We start from the raw sequence: 18109 nt of genomic DNA on the forward strand, positions 1-18109 counted from the left end.
GCGATAGGATCTCTGGCCAACAAGATCGAGGGCCCCTGGGTGAGATGAAGATGATACAGTCCCAGCGGCCAAGGCGGGAGGCGGGAGACACCGCACCTCGATCCCCATCAGTGCAGACATCCTTGAAACAGGCTCGCAAACACCATGACCCTGCCGCCCATCCGTCCCCCGCTGCCGAACGATGACCCGCGCTGGAAGCTCGTCAATGCCACCATGCGCCGCAACGGCTATGCCGGGCATGCCTTAATCGAGACTCTGCACAGCGTCCAGGACGCCTTCGGCTATCTCGACGAGACGGCGCTGCGCTTCGTCGCCGCCTCCCTGGACATGCCCTTGAGCAAGGTCTATGGAGTTGCGACCTTCTATCACATCTTTACCCTCAAGCCGCCAGGCCGCCATACCTGTGTGGTCTGCACCGGCACCGCCTGTTACATCAAGGGTGCCACCGGTCTACTCGAGGGCATCCTCGCGCACTTCGCGCTGCGCCCGGGTGAGACCAACGAGGACGGGGCCCTGTCGTTGTTGACCGCGCGCTGTGTCGGCGCCTGTGGCCTGGCACCGGCGGTGGTACTCGACGGCGAGGTCTTGGGCAAACAGACCCCGGAGAACCTGCTCGCCAAACTGGAAGGGCTTGTACATGCATCTTGATGACCTTGCAGAGCTAGCCGCGCGCCATCGCGCCGAAGAGACCCACGAGCAGGAGATCCGCGTCTGTGTCGCGGCCAGTTGCCAGTCATCCGGTTCGCTGCCGGTCTTAGAGGCGCTCAAAGAGGCCTGTGCGACCCAGGGCAATGGGCGCTGTAAGGTCAAGGGGGTCGGCTGCATGGGGCTCTGTTCGGCGGGGCCCTTGGTCGCGGTCGCCGAGCGGGATGCCGAGCTCAACAGCTCGCTCCTCTATCGCAATGTCACCCCAGTCGATGCTCCGGAGATCCTCGCTAGCCTCCAGGGGCCGCCGGTCGAACGCCTACGCTGTCCGACCGATCAGCCGTTTTTTCAGCAGCAGGTGCGCATCGTTCTCGAGCGGTCGGGGCTGATCGATCCCGAGAGCCTGCCCGAGGCGATTGTACATGGCGGCTATAGCGCCCTGATCCAGACGATCACCGAGATGACCCCAGCCGAGGTGATCCGCGAGGTGACGGCGAGCGGGCTGCGCGGGCGTGGTGGCGCGGGCTATCCTACAGGTCTCAAGTGGTCCACAGTCGCCAAGATGCCCAGCGCCCAGAAATATGTCATCTGCAACGCCGACGAGGGCGACCCGGGTGCCTTTATGGACCGCGCAGTGCTAGAGTCCGACCCACACCGGGTGCTCGAGGGCATGGCGATCGCCGCCTATGCCATCGGTGCCAGCAAGGGCTACATCTATGTGCGCGCGGAGTACCCCCTGGCGGTCGCGCGCCTGGAGACCGCCATCCGCGCTGCTCGTCGCGCAGGGTTTCTCGGCGCGCGGGTGGCGGATACGCCCTTTGCCTTTGACATCGACCTTCGGCTCGGCGCCGGCGCATTCGTTTGCGGCGAGGAGACGGCCCTCATGGCCTCGATCGAGGGACTGCGGGGTCAGCCGCGCCCGCGCCCACCCTATCCCGCCGAGTCCGGGCTGTGGGGCTGCCCGACCCTGATCAACAACGTCGAGACCTTTGCCAATATCGCTCCCATCATCCGCAAAGGCGGCGCCTGGTTTGCCCAGATCGGGACCGAGGGCTCCAAGGGGACCAAGGTCTTTGCCCTGGCGGGTCGGATCAAGAACACCGGGCTCATCGAGGTCCCGATGGGGATCACGCTGCGCGCGATCATCGAGGAGATCAGCGGCGGGATCCCCGATGGTAAGCGGTTCAAGGCGGTCCAGACCGGCGGGCCTTCGGGCGGCTGTATCCCCGAACAATATCTGGACACGCCGGTGGATTATGACAGCCTCAAGACCCTCGGCACCATCATGGGCTCGGGCGGGATGATCGTCATCGACGAGACCGCCTCGATGGTCGATGTCGCGCGGTTCTTTATGGAGTTTTGTATGAGCGAGTCCTGCGGCAAGTGTATTCCCTGCCGCACTGGGACTTGGCAGATGCATGCCCTCCTAGAGAAGATCGCGCGCGGCGCAGGGACCGATGAGGACCTTGCGCTTCTGGAGGAGCTCTGCGAGGTAGTGCGGGCGATGAGTCTATGCGGCCTGGGTCAGACCGCCCCGAACCCAGTCTTGAGCACCCTGCGCTATTTCCGCCACGAATATGAGGCCAAGCTCAGGGCGTAGGGGAAGGATAAAACCGCCTGCGCACTGTGTGTCCGCCTGACACTGGGGGTTTGAGAAAGATGCCGCTTACAGCCGCCCAACCCAATGTACGGGTCGTCACCCTGAAGATCGATAACCGCGACCTCTCGGCGCGCGAGGACGAGACCCTGCTCGAGGTCTGCCGCGAGCACCAGATCCCCGTCCCCAGCCTGTGTTATCTCGAGGGGCTATCGCTCTGGGCAGGCTGTCGGCTATGCATGGTCGAGTTGGTCGGGCAAAACCGATTGGTAGCAGCCTGTTCGACCCGTGTCGCCGAAGGGATGGTGATCCAAACCGATAGCCCTCGCCTCCAGCGTTATCGCCGCACACTTGTCGAGCTTCTATTCGCCGAACGCAACCATGTCTGTTCGGTCTGTGTCTCCAACGGTCATTGCGAGCTGCAGACGCTCGCCCAGCGACTCGGGGTCGACCATGTGCGCTTCAGCTACCGCCAGGTCCATTATCACCTCGACAGCTCGCATGAGTTGTTTCGCCTCGATCACAACCGCTGCATCCTGTGCACCCGCTGCGTGCGGGTCTGCGACGAGATCGAGGGGGCGCATGCCTGGGACGTAATGGGGCGCGGTGGCCAATGCCAGATTATCTCGGATCTGGCGACCCCCTGGGGCGAGAGCGAGACCTGTACGAGCTGCGGCAAATGCGTCCAGGTCTGCCCCACAGGCGCCCTGGTTAAACAGGGGACCTCGGCGGGTGAGATGGTCAAGGATCAGCACTTCTTGCCGATCCTCGCGCGCCGCCGCCATGCGCGATAGCCTAAAACCCTAGGAGCGATCGCCGATGAGCGAGCCCAAGATCACCATTGCCACCGCCTGGCTCGACGGCTGCTCAGGATGTCACATGTCATTTCTGGACCTTGATGAGCGTCTGATCGCCCTTGCCGAGCGTGTCGAGTTGGTCTACAGCCCCCTGGTCGATGCCAAGACCCTGCCCGAACAGGTAGAGCTCGGGATCCTGGAAGGGGCGATCAGCTCGGACGAAGACCTCGAAAAGGCTAGGCTCTTTCGCGCGCGCTGCCGGGTCCTCATCAGCCTCGGCGATTGCGCGGTGACCGGCAATGTGCCGGCCATGCGCAATGCATTCAAGCTCGAACAGGTCCTCGATCGCGCCTATCGCGAAAACGTGACCCTAAACCCCCAGATCCCGTGCGTTGGGGTGCCGGCGCTGCGCTGTCCGGTCAAGCCGGTCCATCAGGAGGTCAAGGTCGATGTCTTTGTGCCTGGCTGTCCGCCACCGGCGGATGCCATCTGGTTTGTCCTCACCGAACTCCTCGCCGGTCATGCCCCGGACCCGAGCGCGGTCAGCCGTTTTGGGATATAGGTTTAGAATGCCGTAGGGTGCGCAATGCGCATCCTACAGGGAACGGGCGATGCCCGCCCCTGACCACCCGAGGTTGAAACCATGAGCCGCACCATCGCCATCGAGCCGGTCACCCGCATCGAGGGACACGCCAGGATCAGCATCGATCTCGACGAACAGGGCCAGGTCGCCGACGTCCGGTTACATCTCACCCAATTTCGCGGCTTCGAGAAGTTCTGCGAGGGGCGACCCTACCGCGAGATGCCGGCCTTGACCGCCCGCACCTGCGGGATCTGTCCAGTCAGCCATATCATCGCTTCGAACAAGGCTTGCGACCATCTGCTATCGGTCAAGATCCCACCGGCAGCAGAAAAGCTCAGGCGGGTGTTGAATCTCGCCCAGCTCGTGCAATCGCATGCCCTATCGTTCTTTCATCTCTCTTCCCCGGATCTCGTCCTCGGCTGGGACGCTGACCCTAGGGAGCGCAACCTCTTCGGGGTGATGCGCCAGCATCCAGAGCTGGCGCGCGACGGGATCAGACTGCGAGCGATCGGTCAGATCATCATCGAGACCCTGGGCGGCAAACGCATTCATCCGGCCTGGGTGGTGCCCGGCGGGGTGGCTGAGCCTTTAAACGCCGACAAACGCGATCAGATCCTCAAACTGATTCCCGAGGCCCTAGAGATCACCAAACGCACCTACGCCTTCTACAAGACCCTGGTACCGAGGTTTAAAGACGAGGCCGAGCGCTTCGGCAACCTCCCCACCCTCTTTCTGAGCCTGGTGAGCCCACAGGGGACACTCGAGCACTATGATGGTCTTTTGCGCATCAAGGACGCCCAGGGGCGGATCATCGAGGACCAGGTCCCGCCCGAGGACTATGCACGGGTCATCGGCGAGGCGGTAGAGCCCTTCAGCTATCTCAAATCGCCCTATTACAAACCCCTGGGTTATCCGCAGGGGGTCTATCGCGTCGGCCCCTTGGCCAGACTGAATAATATCCAATCCTGCGGCACCCCCTATGCCGATGTCGCGCTCGCCGAGTTTCATCTGCTGCGCGAAGAAGGGCCGATCCTAAGCAGCTTCCATTATCACTATGCGCGCCTGGTTGAGATCATCTATGGCTTGGAGATGATCGATCGCTTACTCAAAGACCCCGTCATCATGGATCAGCGGGTACGCGCCCGGGCCCGCAGCAACCGCTACGAAGGGATCGGGGTCGCCGAGGCCCCGCGCGGGACACTGATCCATCATTACCGGATCGATGACGATGGGCTCATCACCTGGGTCAATCTCATCATCGCCACCGGTCACAACAGCCTGGCGATGAATCAGGCCATCCGCCAGGTCGCATCGGCCTATGTCGATGGGACCAGACTCGATGAGGGGATGCTCAATCGGGTCGAGGCGGTGATCCGCTGTTTTGACCCCTGTCTCTCCTGCGCCTCGCATGCCGCAGGTCAGATCCCCTTGACGGTCGAGCTGCGGGATGCGCAGGGGCAGGTCCTCGATCGGCTCTCGCGGTAGGCTGCGCCCTGGGTTACCCCGTCGCTCGCAGTCGAGTGCGCAGCGCGCACCTGACAAGCCCGCGGCAAGACAGCCTATCGTTCGATCGACACCTGGTGCCCTGAACAGCCTGCTGATCATCGGCTATGGCAATCCAGTGCGCGGCGATGATGCAGTGGGGTTCATCGCCGCCGAGCGTCTCTTGGATTGGCTCGAGAGACGGGCCCCTGAGGGCAGCGGTGCGACTGGCCCGGCCGTAGGGTACGCATCGCGTACCCTACGGCCAGCATCTCCAAGGCCGATCTTGGCCGGGGTCGATGCCCGGACATCCCGCGGCGGGGAAGATAGCTCCCTCCCGCCTGTCGAGTGCGCAAGGTACCCCACAGAAGGCACACGGCCGCGGGGATCAGGGGTTGAGGTCATCGCTCGACAGTGCCTGACCCCAGAGCTTGCAGCAGATCTCGCCCGCCACCGGCGCGCGCTCTTCATCGATGCTGCACTCGATGATCCGCCAGGCAAGGTGCGCTGCCGGCGGCTTCGGCCCACAGGGGGTGCACTGGGCACCCGGCAAGGCTCGGCATGGCCGACGCCTCGGCAGGATGGCTCTGTCTTATCCCCTCCCCTCATCCATGCACTCACGCCAGCCGAGCTCTTGGCCTGGTGTCTGTGGCTCTACGGTACCTCGCCGAGGTCGTCCCTGATCTCGATCGGGGGTGAGTCGTTCGCCTATGCCGAGCGGCTCAGCCCGGTAGTAGATGAGGCATTGCAGCGCTTGCTCGACCGGCTATATCGCCTCATCCACCCCTAACCTTCAGTTCAGCACAAGCCAAGATCCAGAAACACCCATAGGATGCAAAGGCGCCGGGTGTGTGGCTGCGAATGGATCAATACCACCCTAGAGAGGCACTGCGCATCCGATCAGCCGCCGGGATCAATCCACAGATCGCTCCTCAGCGGACAGGGTGCCCGGTGCGTCCTGGGCCGAGGTATCAGCAGGCAAATTGCTAACCACGGGCTCGCTCAGCGACTCTTCAACCGCCGGCAGGACCTCGGCAAACTCGATCCCATAGATCTCCCAGATCGAGATCAAGAGCGAACCGATGATGGGCCCCAAGAAGAGCCCCGGCAGGCCGAACATAAAGATCCCGCCGAGTGTGCTCAAAAAAATCATCAGCTCGTGCATCTTAGTGTCCTTGCCCACCAGGATCGGGCGCAGCAGATTATCCAGGGTGCCGACGACCAGACCGCAAAAGAGACCGAGCAGGACGCCGGTCAGGATCTTGCCTTGGACGATCAGGATGACCACTGCCGGTGCCCAGATCAGCGAGGCCCCGACATTGGGGATGATCGACAGCACCGCCATTACCGTACCCCAGAAGACGGCATCGCTGATGCCGGCGACGGCAAAGGCGATCCCCGCCAGCCCTCCTTGGAGAATGCCGATCAAAACCGTCCCCTTGAGGGTGGCGCGGGTCACTGAGATGAACTTGTCGAGCAGGAGGCGCTCGTCTCGGGTATAGAGCGGTAGGTAATACAGGATTTTGAGGATCAGATTGGGGCCGTCGATCAGGAGGAAAAACAGGCTGTACAGGAAGACGAAGGTCAGAAAGAGCAGATGGACGGTCTTGAAGGCGACCGATGAGACCCAATCGACCAGCAACTTGCTGATCAGGGTCGCGCCCTGGCCTGCCTGTTGCAGGATCAGGTCGCGGTGACGCACTACCTCCTCATAGAACGGCAGATGCACGAGCCAGGTCATAAGGCCGCTGGGGTCCTCGATCACTGCCCGCACCCAAGCGCGGATGAGCAGGCTGACATCGAGCGCCTGACCGATCAGGATGGTGATCAGCAAGGCCCCGGGGATCAGGACGATGACGGTGATAGACGCCAGGGTCAGCAGTGCGGCTAGAGGCGCGCTCCAACCGAACCGCGCGCGCAGCCTGAGATAAAAAGGGTGAGCCAAGGCGCTGAAGATCCCCGCCAGCAAGAGCGTCATTAAAAACGGCTGGATCATGGCCAAAAATAGGGCGCTGATCCCGAGCGTCATCAGGATGACAGTGGCCTTGGTCAGTGAATCCTGGGTCATGCGACAATATGGGTATTTGTTCAAACTGCCATGAACACTGCGATCTAGACTCCGCGATGAATGTCAATCCTGAAACCCTGAGGCGCGAGCTGATGGAACGGGGCCTCAACCGCGCCGACCTCGATCCCGATCCGGTCCGCCAGTTTCAATCCTGGTATGAACTGGCGATCGCCGCCGACCTGCCTGAGCCCAATGCCTTTACCCTATGCACAGTCGCTGCCGACGGCCAACCCTCGGCGCGCACCGTCTTGCTCAAGCTCTATGACGAGCACGGCTTCGTCTTTTTCACCAACTACACCAGCCACAAGGCGCGCGAGATCGCGGCCAATCCACGGGTGGCCATGCTCTTTCCCTGGGTGGCACTGGCCCGCCAGGTACAGATCACAGGGCAGGCCGAGCACATCTCCACGACCGAATCGATGCGCTACTTTGCTACCCGTCCGCGCGGCAGTCAGATTGGCGCCTGGGCCTCGCCGCAGAGCCAGGTCATCCATTCGCGCGCGCTTCTCGAGGCCAAGGTCGCCGAAATGGCCAAGCGCTTCGCCCAAGGCGAGGTCCCCTTGCCCGATTTCTGGGGCGGTTACCGCATCGTGCCCAAGACGTTCGAGTTCTGGCAGGGGCGCGAGAACCGTTTGCACGACCGCTTCCGCTATCTGCAGCAAGCAGGTGGCGGCTGGGCGATCGAGCGGCTGGCACCTTGAAACGGCGCAGGCATGTCTCCTTAAGGAATGACCTGTGCCTCAGCGGATCTGCTGCCACCAATGGTTAACGATATCGGCGACATCCAGGTCATCCGGCCCGCTCATCCAGCTCTGGGAGAAGGGGGCATCGGCGCTGATCGGCGGTGGATCCGGTGGCTCGACCTGGATGCGGGTCGGCAAAGGCGAGGCATCACCCAGGGTCAGGATCTCGCCGCGACGCAATGAGGCCAGTTTGTCAGCCAGGTTCTTGGCCCCAACCGACAAGAGACGCCGGACATATTCCTGGTCATCGGCATTTGACATCCGTAGACAGAGATAATTACCGCATTGCGAAAGCACAGTGCCTGAGAGTTCCGTCGGGCGCTGGCTGACGATACACAGCGTCACCCCATATTTGCGCCCCTCCTTGGCGATGCGCTCCATCGCCCGCCGCGTCCCGACGAAACGGGGATCGGACTCCTTGGGGATATACTGATGCGCCTCCTCGCAGATCAATAGCATCGGAAACTCATAGCGCCTAGGGTTCCAATAATTGAACTCATAGGCCAGGCGCCCGATCTGCGCCGAGATGACCGGACGCAGGTCCACCGGGACAGGGCTTAAATCGATCACCGTCACCTGGCGCTTGGGTTCACCCAAGCCCACAAAGTCGCGCAAGAGGTCTTCTAGGGCCGCCGAGCTTTTATGCCGGGTGGGGCGCATGAAGAAGTCATAACGCCCATCGTTGTAAAGGGCCAAGAAACGCACTAGGAAGTCATCAAAGGCCCCAAACAGAGGTCCCTTGACCTTACCGAACTCCAGTTTCTCTTCATTGGCCTTTTTGCAGCGCTGATAAAGCTCCTCGATCGAAAAATAGACCGGGGAATCAACCGATAACCGATCGATCCCCAGATGCTGATTGGACTGTTTGCGCAGGGCATAGAGGGTCTCGCGCAAAAAGGCCATCTGCACCGTGGCGTTGGGGTCGGTACGGTCGATGAAGAGGTCCATCAGCTCGGCGTAGGTGAGGAGCCAATAGGGGATCTCCAGCTCGCGGGCGTCCAGATAACGCGCCGTGCCCGGCGGAAAGATCCCGATGCATTGGCCGTCGGGCCCACGCCAACCGTATTCACCGTGTAGATCGAGGAGGATCAGATGGGCATGCGGCATGGCAGCGACGACACGCTGCATCAGGCTGGCAAGCGTCCATGACTTACCAGCGCCCGATTGACCCAGGATCGCCAGATGACGGCCGAAGAGGGTGGTAGGCTCAAAGACCGCCCTCAGTTGGGGGCGTGCCGACAGCCGTCCCAGCTCAAGGCCCACCTGGAGCTTGCGTGCCAGTAACTGCCCGAGACGCGCCGTCGGGATCAGGTGGACAGTGGCGCCGATCAGCGGATAGCGGCTGACCCCAGGTTCAAGCCGGCCCTCAGCCATAATCTCAGCGAGCGCGGTCAGTTCCAAGCGGCGTTCGCGCACGCTGACCTGACGGGCTGCAGCCTGGCCCTCGGCCTGTACGGTTCGCATCCCCACCGATTCCTCATAACTGCGCGCGACCTCGGCCAAGATATGTCCGACTGCATCGCGCACCTCCACCAGACTGCCTAATTGACCGATTGGCAGGGTTTCATCCTCGATGGTGCGGGCGGTAGGGAAACCCTCAGGAGAGGGGAACAGGGTGGCGATCAGACACCCATCCTGGATATCGATGACGCGCCCGATGAGACTGGGATCTGACATGACTGGATCGACTCCTGGTCTTGGAGCTGGGGTGGTTTAATTATATGGCCCCGATCGCCCATCGATGTCTTAGAAATAGGCTTGGTTTAAGGACAAAGCTCGGGTGTTATGCTCTTTTGATCCACCCAGTCCCTGTCAATCCTTTGTAGTCCCCGATCCCCAAATGGACACTGAACCCACGATCCGCTTTAGCGTTTCCCTCCCCAAGTCGCTGCTCGATGCCCTCGATGAACGGGTGATCGACAAAGGCTATGCCTCGCGGTCTGAGCTGGTGCGCGATCTCATCCGCGAGCGGCTCATCGAATCGATCTGGGAGGACGGCGAGACTGAGGTCGCTGGGGTCTTGACCCTGGTCTATGACCATCATGACCGCACCCTCACCCAACGGATCCTCGATATCCAGCATCGCGACTATGTCCACGTCGTTGCCACCACCCATGTCCATCTCGACCATCACAATTGCCTGGAGACCATCATCCTCTATGGCAAACCGGCACAGATCGCGCACCTCAGCGCTGAATTGAGCGGATTGCGGGGTGTGCGCTTTGCCAAGCTGACCCGAGCGGCGCGCCTGGACCATTGAACTGCCGTCTCCCTAACCACGCCGCAGCAGGCAGGCTAGCCTCGGCAGCGGCAGCTGCCCGTCTCTACGATAAGCCACTGAGGCGCCTAGTCTGCGCCCGGACCGATGGCATCGCCTGCCCCTGGGCGCTAAGATTATAATTTTTGTAAACAGACACCCGATCAGCGGAGTCTCTATGCCCAATCTCAGTGCCCCAGCGAGCCTTCAGGTCGGCGACCGGACCTATGATTTCTTATCGATCGCCGCTGTCCCCAACAGCGCCCGCCTGCCCTATGCTCTCAAGATCCTGCTCGAAAACCTCCTGCGCCACGCCGATGGGCGTACCGTCACCGAATCCGATCTCGCCTATTTCAGCGCCTGGGACCCCCAGGCCGAACCCGACAAGGAGATCCAGTTTCGCCCGGCGCGGGTGTTGATGCAGGACTTTACCGGCGTGCCCGCCGTCGTGGATCTCGCCGCCATGCGTGATGCCATGCGCGCGCTCAGCGGCGATCCCGCACGCATCAACCCCCTGGTACCGGTGGAGCTGGTCATCGATCACTCAGTCCAGGTCGACCACTTCGGCTCGGAAGCAGCCTTTGCCCTGAACGCCGAGCTTGAGTTCGCCCGCAACCGCGAGCGCTATCAGTTCCTCAAATGGGGGCAGCAGGCATTCCAGGGGCTGCGCATCGTCCCGCCAGATACGGGGATCGTGCATCAGGTCAATTGCGAATATCTCGCGCGTGTGGTCTTCCAAGAGACGGTCCAGGGCAGGCCCTTGGCCTATTTCGACACCTGTGTCGGGACAGACTCGCACACTACCATGATCAATGGCCTGGGGGTGCTCGGCTGGGGGGTCGGCGGGATCGAGGCCGAGGCGGCGATGCTGGGTCAGCCGATCTCGATGCTAGTGCCCAAGGTGGTCGGTGTGCGTCTGACCGGTCGCCTGCGCTCCGGGGTCACCGCCACCGATCTGGTCTTGACGATCACTGAACGCCTGCGCCGGCATGGGATGGTCGGCAAGTTCGTCGAGTTCTATGGGCCAGCCATTGCAAGCCTGCCGCTCGGCGAGCGCACCACCATCGCCAACATGGCCCCCGAATATGGCGCCACCTGTGGGCTCTTCCCCATAGATCGGGCGACCCTCGACTATCTGCGTCTGACGGGGCGCGATGGCCACCAGCTCGCTCTGATCGAGGCCTATTGCCGGGCGCAAGGGGTCTGGTATGAGGCCAATGCGCCTGAGCCCGTCTATTCCGAGATCCTGGAGATCGATCTCGGTGAGATCGTCCCCTCGCTCGCCGGACCGCGCCGCCCCCAGGATCGCGTAGCCCTTACCGAGATCCCCGGCCACTTCCCCCAAGCGCTGGCGGCGCTCAAGGCCGAGCGTAACCTGCCCGAGCGCGGCCCGGCGCGGGTCCTGCTCGATGGGCAAGAGGTCGAGCTTCAAGACGGCTCAGTGGTGATCGCGGCCATTACCTCTTGCACCAACACCTCCAACCCCAGCGTCTTGATCGCTGCCGGCCTTCTAGCCCAAAAGGCGGTCGCGCGTGGCCTCAAACGCGCCCCCTGGGTCAAGACTGCATTCGCCCCAGGCTCGATGGCCGCCACCCATTATCTCGAACAGGCGGGGCTGATGGGGCCGCTACAGGCGCTCGGCTTTCATGTGGTCGGCTATGGCTGTACCGTATGCATCGGCAATACAGGACCCCTGCCCGAGCCGGTCTCGCAGGCGATCGCCGAGCATGGGCTGTGCGCGGTGGCGGTGCTCTCGGGTAATCGCAACTTCGAGGGGCGGGTGCACCCCGAGGTGCGGATGAACTATCTGGCGAGCCCGCCACTGGTCGTCGCCTATGCCATCGCCGGTCGCATCGATCTGGATCTGGAACATGGGCCCCTTGGCCTAGATCCCGCCGGTCAACCGGTCTATCTTCGCGACCTCTGGCCGAGCCAAGAGGAGATCGCTGCGGCCATCGCTGACTTTGTCACCCCAGAGTCATTTCAAGCGGCCTATCAAGATCTGTTTCGCGGTGATGACCGCTGGCAATCCCTGGCCGCACCCAGCGGGATGCTCTATGACTGGCCGTCCTCGACCTATATCCATCGCCCGCCCTATTTCGACGGCATAACCCTGGAGCCCGAGCCGATCGCCGACATCCGCGGGGCACGCTGTCTGGCCCTATTGGGTGATTCGATCACCACCGACCATATCTCGCCGGCAGGCTCGATCAAACCGGACTCGCCTGCGGGGTGCTATCTAATCGAGCAGGGTGTGGACCCCAAGGACTTCAACAGCCTGGGGGCGAGGCGCGGTAATCACCAGGTCATGATGCGCGGGACCTTTGCCAACCTGCGCCTGAAGAACCTGATGGCCCCTGGGACCGAAGGGGGGGTGACCCGCCATCAGCCCAGCGGCGAGCTCATGAGCATCTATGAGGCGGCACAGCGCTATCAGACCGAGGGCACGCCGGTCATTGTCATCGCCGGCAAGGAATACGGCTCGGGCTCATCGCGCGACTGGGCAGCCAAAGGGCCGCGGTTGCTTGGGGTGCGGGCGGTGATCGCCGAGAGCTTCGAGCGCATCCATCGCTCGAACCTCATCGGCATGGGCATCCTGCCGCTCGAGTTCATGGCCGGCGAGAACACCCAGACCCTCGGACTCGATGGCAGCGAGACCTTCGCCATCCTGGGCCTTGGGAGAGGTACAGCCAAATCAGTCGAGGTCTGCGCCACCCGCATCGACGGCAGCGAGGTTCGCTTCCAGGCGCGGGTACGCATCGATACCCCCAACGAGGCGGACTATTACCGCCAGGGCGGGATCCTTCCCTATGTGCTCAGGCGAGTGGCCCAGTTTGTCTGAGGAGGCGCCGATGCACGGGTATCTTACCCGCTGCGCCTGGGGTGCGGCTCGCTGCACCTTGATCTAGCGGGCCAGGGTGAGCAAGGCGTCGAGATCGAGACAGGATGCGAGATGATCGGCGAGGGCATCGAGCGCCGACTCGATGCGCGACTCGAAGTCCAGGCGCGCGGCTTCGATGCCCAGTTGTCTTAGCCAGTGAGCACGAAACCCGTCGGCGCCGAAGATCCCATGGACATAACAGCCCATGACCCGCCCATCGGCGCTGATCGCACCCTCAGGGTGAATCCGCCCCCCGGCGTCCTGTAGCCGCAGCCAGGGACGCGCGGGGCCTAGGCTCGTGGTCTGGCCCATGTGCATCTCATAGCCCTTGACCCGGCAGCCGCTAACCAGATCCAAGGCATCGATCTCGGCCAGGCGCTTCTCGGGACCGATCGTTGTCTCAAGGTCGAGCAAGCCCAAACCCGCGGTCTCGCCCGGGGTGCCCTCGATCCCTTGGGGATCGCGCACCACCCGCCCCAACATCTGAAAGCCGCCGCAGATCCCGACCACCCGTCCCCCGCGGCGGACATGGGCGAGGATATCGATGTCCCAGCCTTGACGGCGCAGGACCTCGAGGTCCGCGCGCGTGGCCTTGGACCCCGGCAGGATCACCACATCGGTCTCAGCAGGGATCACCTGCCCCGGCTGGATCCAGCGCAGATCCACCCCAGGTTCGGCGGCCAAGGGATCGAGGTCATCGAAGTTGGCCACCCGTGAGAGCCGGGGCACGGCGATCCTGAGTGTCCCGCCCTGGCCTTCGGCAGGCCGCTCCAGGGCCAATGAGTCCTCGGCGGGCAAACTAGACGCCCCCTCGAACCAGTGCACCACCCCGCGAAACGGCCAGCCGGTGATGCGGGTGATAGTCTCGCAGGCCGGCTCGAAGAGCGAAAAGTCGCCGCGAAACTTGTTGACGATATAGCCAACAACCCGCTCGCGGTCGGCCTGATCGAGCAAGAGCCAGGTGCCGACCAGGGCGGCCATGGTCCCGCCCTTGTCGAGGTCGCCGAGCACAATCACCGGCACGTCGGCGCGCTCGGCAAAATGCATGTTGGTGATGTCACAGTGCCGAAGATAGATCTCGGCACCGCTGCCTGCACCTTCGACCAGCACCAGATCGGCCTCGGCGCAGAGCCTGGCAAATGAATCCAGGACTGCAGGCATCAGGGACGGACGCAATTGGTGATAGATCCGCGCCGGCCAATTGCCGAGCACCCGCCCGCGCAAGACCACCTGGGAACCGACATTGCTTTGCGGCTTCAACAAGACCGGATTCATATGGATCGAGGGGGCAACGCCGCAGGCACGGGCCTGTAATGCCTGAGCGCGCCCGATCTCGCCGCGCGGACGGGTGCCGTCCGGTCCCACAGGGGCGTCGCTATCAGAGGTCACTGCGGCATTGTTGCTCATGTTCTGCGCCTTGAACGGACGCACGACCAGGCCCCGCCGGGTATAGGCGCGGCACAGCCCCGCGACCACCAGGCTCTTGCCGACATCCGAGGCCGTGCCCTGGATCATGAGGGCGCGCGCCCGACGTGGGCCGTGCTCGCCAAGCGGCGGGAGTTCGATGGGGAGGCTGGGGATCGGATCCATCATGGCTGGCCAAAGGATGAAACCCGCATCCATCGAGCATGGATGCGGGCCGGGTCTTCAGGTGTTGCCGAGACAGCCCGCCAGCAGGTAGGGCCGCGGGCAGTTTAGGAAGGCATCGCCATCAGGCGCTTTCGTACTGGCGCATCTGCTCCTCGGTCATCTGCTCGGTCCCACCGCCGCAGGCCTTGGCACCGCCGGCACAGGCCTGAGGTGCGGCACCGACCGCGCTGATCGCCGGACGCTTGGCCGGTGGCGCCTTCTTCCAGGTATTATGATCCGGAACCACGATCGGGCCCTTGCTCTTGTCATACTCGAAGCGGATGAACTTCTTGAAGAGCGGGCCCCAATAATTTTGCTGACCGAGCTGATAGAAGCGCCGCTGCATAGCACTCTTCAGAAACGCCTTGATACAGCCGATCAGATATTTGCGGCGGAAGGGGTCGCGCACCCAGGGGTATTGGAAGAGCATCCGCTTCATATAAAAGCGCCGGTAATTGGCCATAACGCCGTCGAGCAGCTCGGCGCGATCGATGGCATCCGGCTTCATGATCGGTGAGACGAAGTTGTATTTGGAATAGTCAAAGATCTCGACCCGGTCGCCCATTTCATTGAACATATCGGAGAACGGCCAGGGAGTGTACATCGACCAGTTGGCCATATCCGCGCCCCAGTCCATGACCATCTGATAGGTCTCTTCCAGGGTCTCGCGGGTCTCATTCTCCAGACCCACGATGAACTGGGCCTCGGTGACGATCCCGTTCTGCTGCAATAGCTGTACCGCCCGCTTGTTCTGGGCGACCGTGGTCTCCTTGACGAAGCGGTCGAGGTTCAATTGGGCCGCAGCCTCGGTGCCGAGCGAGACATGGACCAGGCCCGCCTTGCGATAGAAGGGCAAGAGCTCCTCATCGCGCATCACATCGGTCACCCGGGTATTGATCCCCCAATGGATACCGAGATCGCGATCGATGAGCTCTTGGCAAAAGGCGACGAACTTATTTTTGTTGATGGTCGGTTCTTCATCAGCCAGGATGAAGAATCCAACGCCATGGACCTTCACCAGCTCCTCAATCTCATCGACCATGCGCTTGGGGTCGCGCACCCGATAGTCGCGCCAGAACTTCCACTGTGAGCAGAAGCTACAGGTGAAGGGGCAACCGCGCGCCATGTTGGGGGTGGCGACCGGCACACCCAGCGGGATATAGATATATTTTTTCCAGTCAAGGATGCCCCAATCGGGCCAAATCGAATCCACATCCTTGATCGAGGGCTCAGGGGGAGTGGCGATGACCTTGTTGTTTTCGTCGAGATAGGCGATGCCATTGACCTTCTCGCGCTCATCCGGCCAGCGCCCCGAATCGATCGCGCGCACCAGGTTCAGCATCACCGCCTCGCCCTCGCCGCGCACAATGATATCGACCCAAGGGGCCTCATTGAGGACCTGTTCATACATGAAGGTGGGGTGGATGCCGCCGAGCACCGTGATCGCCCTGGGGCATTCCTCCTTGGCAATCTGCAAGACCCGCTGGGCGGTATAGATCAGCGGGGTCATGGCCGTGGTAGCGACGACATCCGGCTTGGCATCGCGGATGGCGACGCGCAACTGCTCATCGTCCAGCCTGTCGACCAGCGCATCGACGAATTGATAGTCTTGATAACCGCCCGACTTCAAATAACCTGCCAGATAAGCAACCCAGGCCGGCGACCAATTGCCCGCGATGTCGGCGGCGCCGGCGCTGTAGTTGGGGTGGACAAAGAGGATGCGCATCTCAAGCTCCGGGTTGTCTCGATCGAAAAGGTCGGGTGCGGGCGTCTCATGCGCGCCGTCCGCACCCTTGCCCTAAAATGGTGAGGATGCGCCAATCGCGCGCCTGGATCAAGACAGAAAGACCGCGTTCGTTGTATGAAACACCTCTATTTGATCGGCATGGGGCCGGGCAGCCCCGAGTATCTCACCGTCCAGGCGATCGAGACCCTCAAGCGGGTCGATGTCTTTTTCCTGCTGGAGAAGGAGGGACGCGGCAAGGACAAGCTCCTGGCGATGCGCCAGGCGATCCTCGAGCTCTATCGCCCCGAGGGCGGCTATCGCTTGGTCATAGCGCCGAGCCCGGAACGACAGACCCTACCCGGGGGCTATCAGGAGACGGTGCGCGCCTGGCATGAGAACAAGCTTGCGCTCTTTGCTCGCCTGATTGCCGATGAACTCCAGGACAGCGAGCAGGGGGGACTGTTGCTTTGGGGGGATCCCTCGATCTATGACCAGACGGTCTCGCTGATCGCCGAGCTTGCGGGGCGTTCGGGCGGTAAATTTGACTTTACGATCATCCCAGGCATCAGCGCAGTGCAGATGCTTGCAGCGCGCCACAGGATCCCGCTCAATCGGGTGGGAGAAGAGATCCTGATCACTACCGGGCGCGAGCTTGCGCGCGCCGATCCCGCCCAGATCCACAACGCTGTGGTCATGCTGGATGGGCAATGCGCCTTTCAGCACCTGCGCGGGCAGGACCTCGAGATCTATTGGGGAGGGAATCTGGGCTGCCCGGACGAAACCTTGATCGCCGGACCGCTCGATCAGGTCGGCGATGCCTTGATCCAGACCCGCGACCGGTTGCGCGAGGCGCAGGGCTGGATCATGGACACCTATCTCCTCAGACGGCGCAAGCTGTGACCTGTAGGGTACGCCATGCGTACCCTACGCCTCTCGCTGAAACAGGCTCCGGTAGTTCTCGGTAGTCTGTTCAGCGAGCGCCTCAACCGCCATCCCCCTGAGCCCCGCCAGACAGTCGGCGATATGGCGCAGATACAGGGGGCTATTGGGCCTGCCGCGATGCGGGACGGGGGCGAGATAGGGGGCATCGGTCTCGATCAACAGCCGGTCGAGGGGCACGCGGCGGGCGACCGACCGCAGGTCATCCGCGTTTTTGAAGGTGATGATCCCTGAAAACGAGATATAAAACCCGAGATCCAACCCCGCGCGCGCCATCTCCCAATCCTCGGTGAAACAATGCAAGACCCCACCGATCGCATCCGCGCCCTCTTCCTTGAGGATGCGCAGGGTATCGGCCTGCGCCTGGCGGGTATGGATGATCAAGGGCTTGTGGCAGGCGCGCGCGGCGGCGATCTGCACCCGAAAACGCCCTTGTTGCACGCCGGCGTCCCCGGCGAGCCGGTAATAATCGAGCCCCGTCTCGCCGATGGCGACCACCCTGGGGTCGGCGGCAAGGGCCATGAGGCGCGCTAGGGTGGGCTCCTCGCCCCTCTCGGCATTGGGGTGTACGCCGACCGCGACATCGATCTCGGGATAGGGATCGACCAACAGGCGCATCGCCGGATAGGACTCGAGATCGATCCCCACGCAGAGCAACCGCCCTATGCCCGAGGTACGACAGGCGTCCATGAAAGAGGCAAACCCGCCCTCCTGCACCTCGAGGTCCAGCCGGTCGAGATGACAATGCGAGTCGATGAGCAT

Annotated in this window: 15 protein-coding genes; 10 read left to right on the forward strand and 5 right to left on the reverse strand. The window is 62.5% G+C overall.

Features of this window, described 5'->3' with window-relative positions; translation table 11 throughout:
- Window positions 1-144 precede the first annotated feature (144 nt).
- From hoxE to GWK36_RS10100, 6 genes are all read left to right on the forward strand, one after another.
- A complete protein-coding gene (gene hoxE, locus GWK36_RS10075; protein WP_166271022.1) occupies window positions 145-648 on the forward strand; it encodes a bidirectional hydrogenase complex protein HoxE in 504 nt (167 codons plus the stop codon).
- Window positions 638-2245, forward strand: a complete 1608-nt coding sequence (locus GWK36_RS10080) for a NuoF family protein (RefSeq protein WP_166271023.1) — start codon at window positions 638-640, stop codon at window positions 2243-2245. The genes hoxE and GWK36_RS10080 overlap by 11 nt, the downstream gene beginning before the upstream one ends.
- Before the next feature lie 59 nt (window positions 2246-2304).
- Window positions 2305-3036 (forward strand): bidirectional hydrogenase complex protein HoxU, encoded by a 732-nt coding sequence (gene hoxU / locus GWK36_RS10085; protein WP_166271024.1) that lies wholly within the window; start codon window positions 2305-2307, stop codon window positions 3034-3036.
- 25 nt (window positions 3037-3061) lie between these two features.
- Window positions 3062-3601, forward strand: coding sequence for an NADH-quinone oxidoreductase subunit B family protein (locus tag GWK36_RS10090; RefSeq protein ID WP_166271025.1), 540 nt, complete (start codon window positions 3062-3064; stop codon window positions 3599-3601).
- 81 nt (window positions 3602-3682) lie between these two features.
- The gene (locus GWK36_RS10095; protein WP_166271026.1) at window positions 3683-5107 is read left to right on the forward strand and encodes a Ni/Fe hydrogenase subunit alpha; all 1425 of its coding nucleotides are present in this window, start codon (window positions 3683-3685) and stop codon (window positions 5105-5107) included.
- Between the two features lie 136 nt (window positions 5108-5243).
- On the forward strand, window positions 5244-5894 hold the full coding sequence (locus GWK36_RS10100) for a hypothetical protein (RefSeq protein WP_166271027.1): 651 nt from the start codon (window positions 5244-5246) through the stop codon (window positions 5892-5894).
- 123 nt (window positions 5895-6017) lie between these two features.
- Here the strand turns inward: GWK36_RS10100 and GWK36_RS10105 are convergent, their stop codons facing one another.
- A complete protein-coding gene (locus GWK36_RS10105) occupies window positions 6018-7172 on the reverse strand; it encodes an AI-2E family transporter (protein ID WP_166271028.1) in 1155 nt (384 codons plus the stop codon).
- Window positions 7173-7228: 56 nt separating this feature from the next.
- On the opposite strand from GWK36_RS10105, the gene pdxH reads away from it, so the two are divergent.
- Window positions 7229-7873 (forward strand): pyridoxamine 5'-phosphate oxidase, encoded by a 645-nt coding sequence (gene pdxH, locus GWK36_RS10110; protein WP_166271029.1) that lies wholly within the window; start codon window positions 7229-7231, stop codon window positions 7871-7873.
- A gap of 39 nt (window positions 7874-7912) precedes the next feature.
- Here pdxH and GWK36_RS10115 read toward each other — a convergent pair whose 3' ends face one another.
- Window positions 7913-9592, reverse strand: coding sequence for an ATP-binding protein (locus tag GWK36_RS10115; RefSeq protein ID WP_166271030.1), 1680 nt, complete (start codon window positions 9590-9592; stop codon window positions 7913-7915).
- Between the two features lie 163 nt (window positions 9593-9755).
- Here GWK36_RS10115 and nikR point away from each other — a divergent pair, with 163 nt between their 5' ends.
- Window positions 9756-10175 carry a nickel-responsive transcriptional regulator NikR gene (gene nikR / locus GWK36_RS10120; RefSeq protein WP_166271031.1) on the forward strand — a complete coding sequence of 140 codons (420 nt, stop codon included), beginning with the start codon at window positions 9756-9758 and terminating at the stop codon, window positions 10173-10175.
- A gap of 175 nt (window positions 10176-10350) precedes the next feature.
- The gene (acnA, locus tag GWK36_RS10125; RefSeq protein WP_166271032.1) at window positions 10351-13014 is read left to right on the forward strand and encodes an aconitate hydratase AcnA; all 2664 of its coding nucleotides are present in this window, start codon (window positions 10351-10353) and stop codon (window positions 13012-13014) included.
- 63 nt (window positions 13015-13077) lie between these two features.
- Here acnA and GWK36_RS10130 read toward each other — a convergent pair whose 3' ends face one another.
- Both GWK36_RS10130 and bchE read right to left on the reverse strand, forming a co-directional pair.
- Window positions 13078-14646, reverse strand: coding sequence for a cobyric acid synthase (locus GWK36_RS10130; protein ID WP_166272617.1), 1569 nt, complete (start codon window positions 14644-14646; stop codon window positions 13078-13080).
- Between the two features lie 118 nt (window positions 14647-14764).
- Window positions 14765-16408, reverse strand: coding sequence for a magnesium-protoporphyrin IX monomethyl ester anaerobic oxidative cyclase (bchE, locus tag GWK36_RS10135; RefSeq protein ID WP_166271033.1), 1644 nt, complete (start codon window positions 16406-16408; stop codon window positions 14765-14767).
- Window positions 16409-16543: 135 nt separating this feature from the next.
- Between bchE and cobF the strand changes: the two genes are divergently transcribed.
- Complete coding sequence (cobF, locus tag GWK36_RS10140) at window positions 16544-17308, forward strand: precorrin-6A synthase (deacetylating) (protein ID WP_166271034.1); 765 nt, start codon at window positions 16544-16546, stop codon at window positions 17306-17308.
- Window positions 17309-17332: 24 nt separating this feature from the next.
- Here the strand turns inward: cobF and GWK36_RS10145 are convergent, their stop codons facing one another.
- Window positions 17333-18109, reverse strand: a complete 777-nt coding sequence (locus tag GWK36_RS10145; RefSeq protein ID WP_166272619.1) for a TatD family hydrolase — start codon at window positions 18107-18109, stop codon at window positions 17333-17335.

It is taken from the genome of Caldichromatium japonicum (genome assembly GCF_011290485.1).
In the GTDB taxonomy this organism is placed as follows: Bacteria; Pseudomonadota; Gammaproteobacteria; order Chromatiales; family Chromatiaceae; genus Thermochromatium; species Thermochromatium japonicum.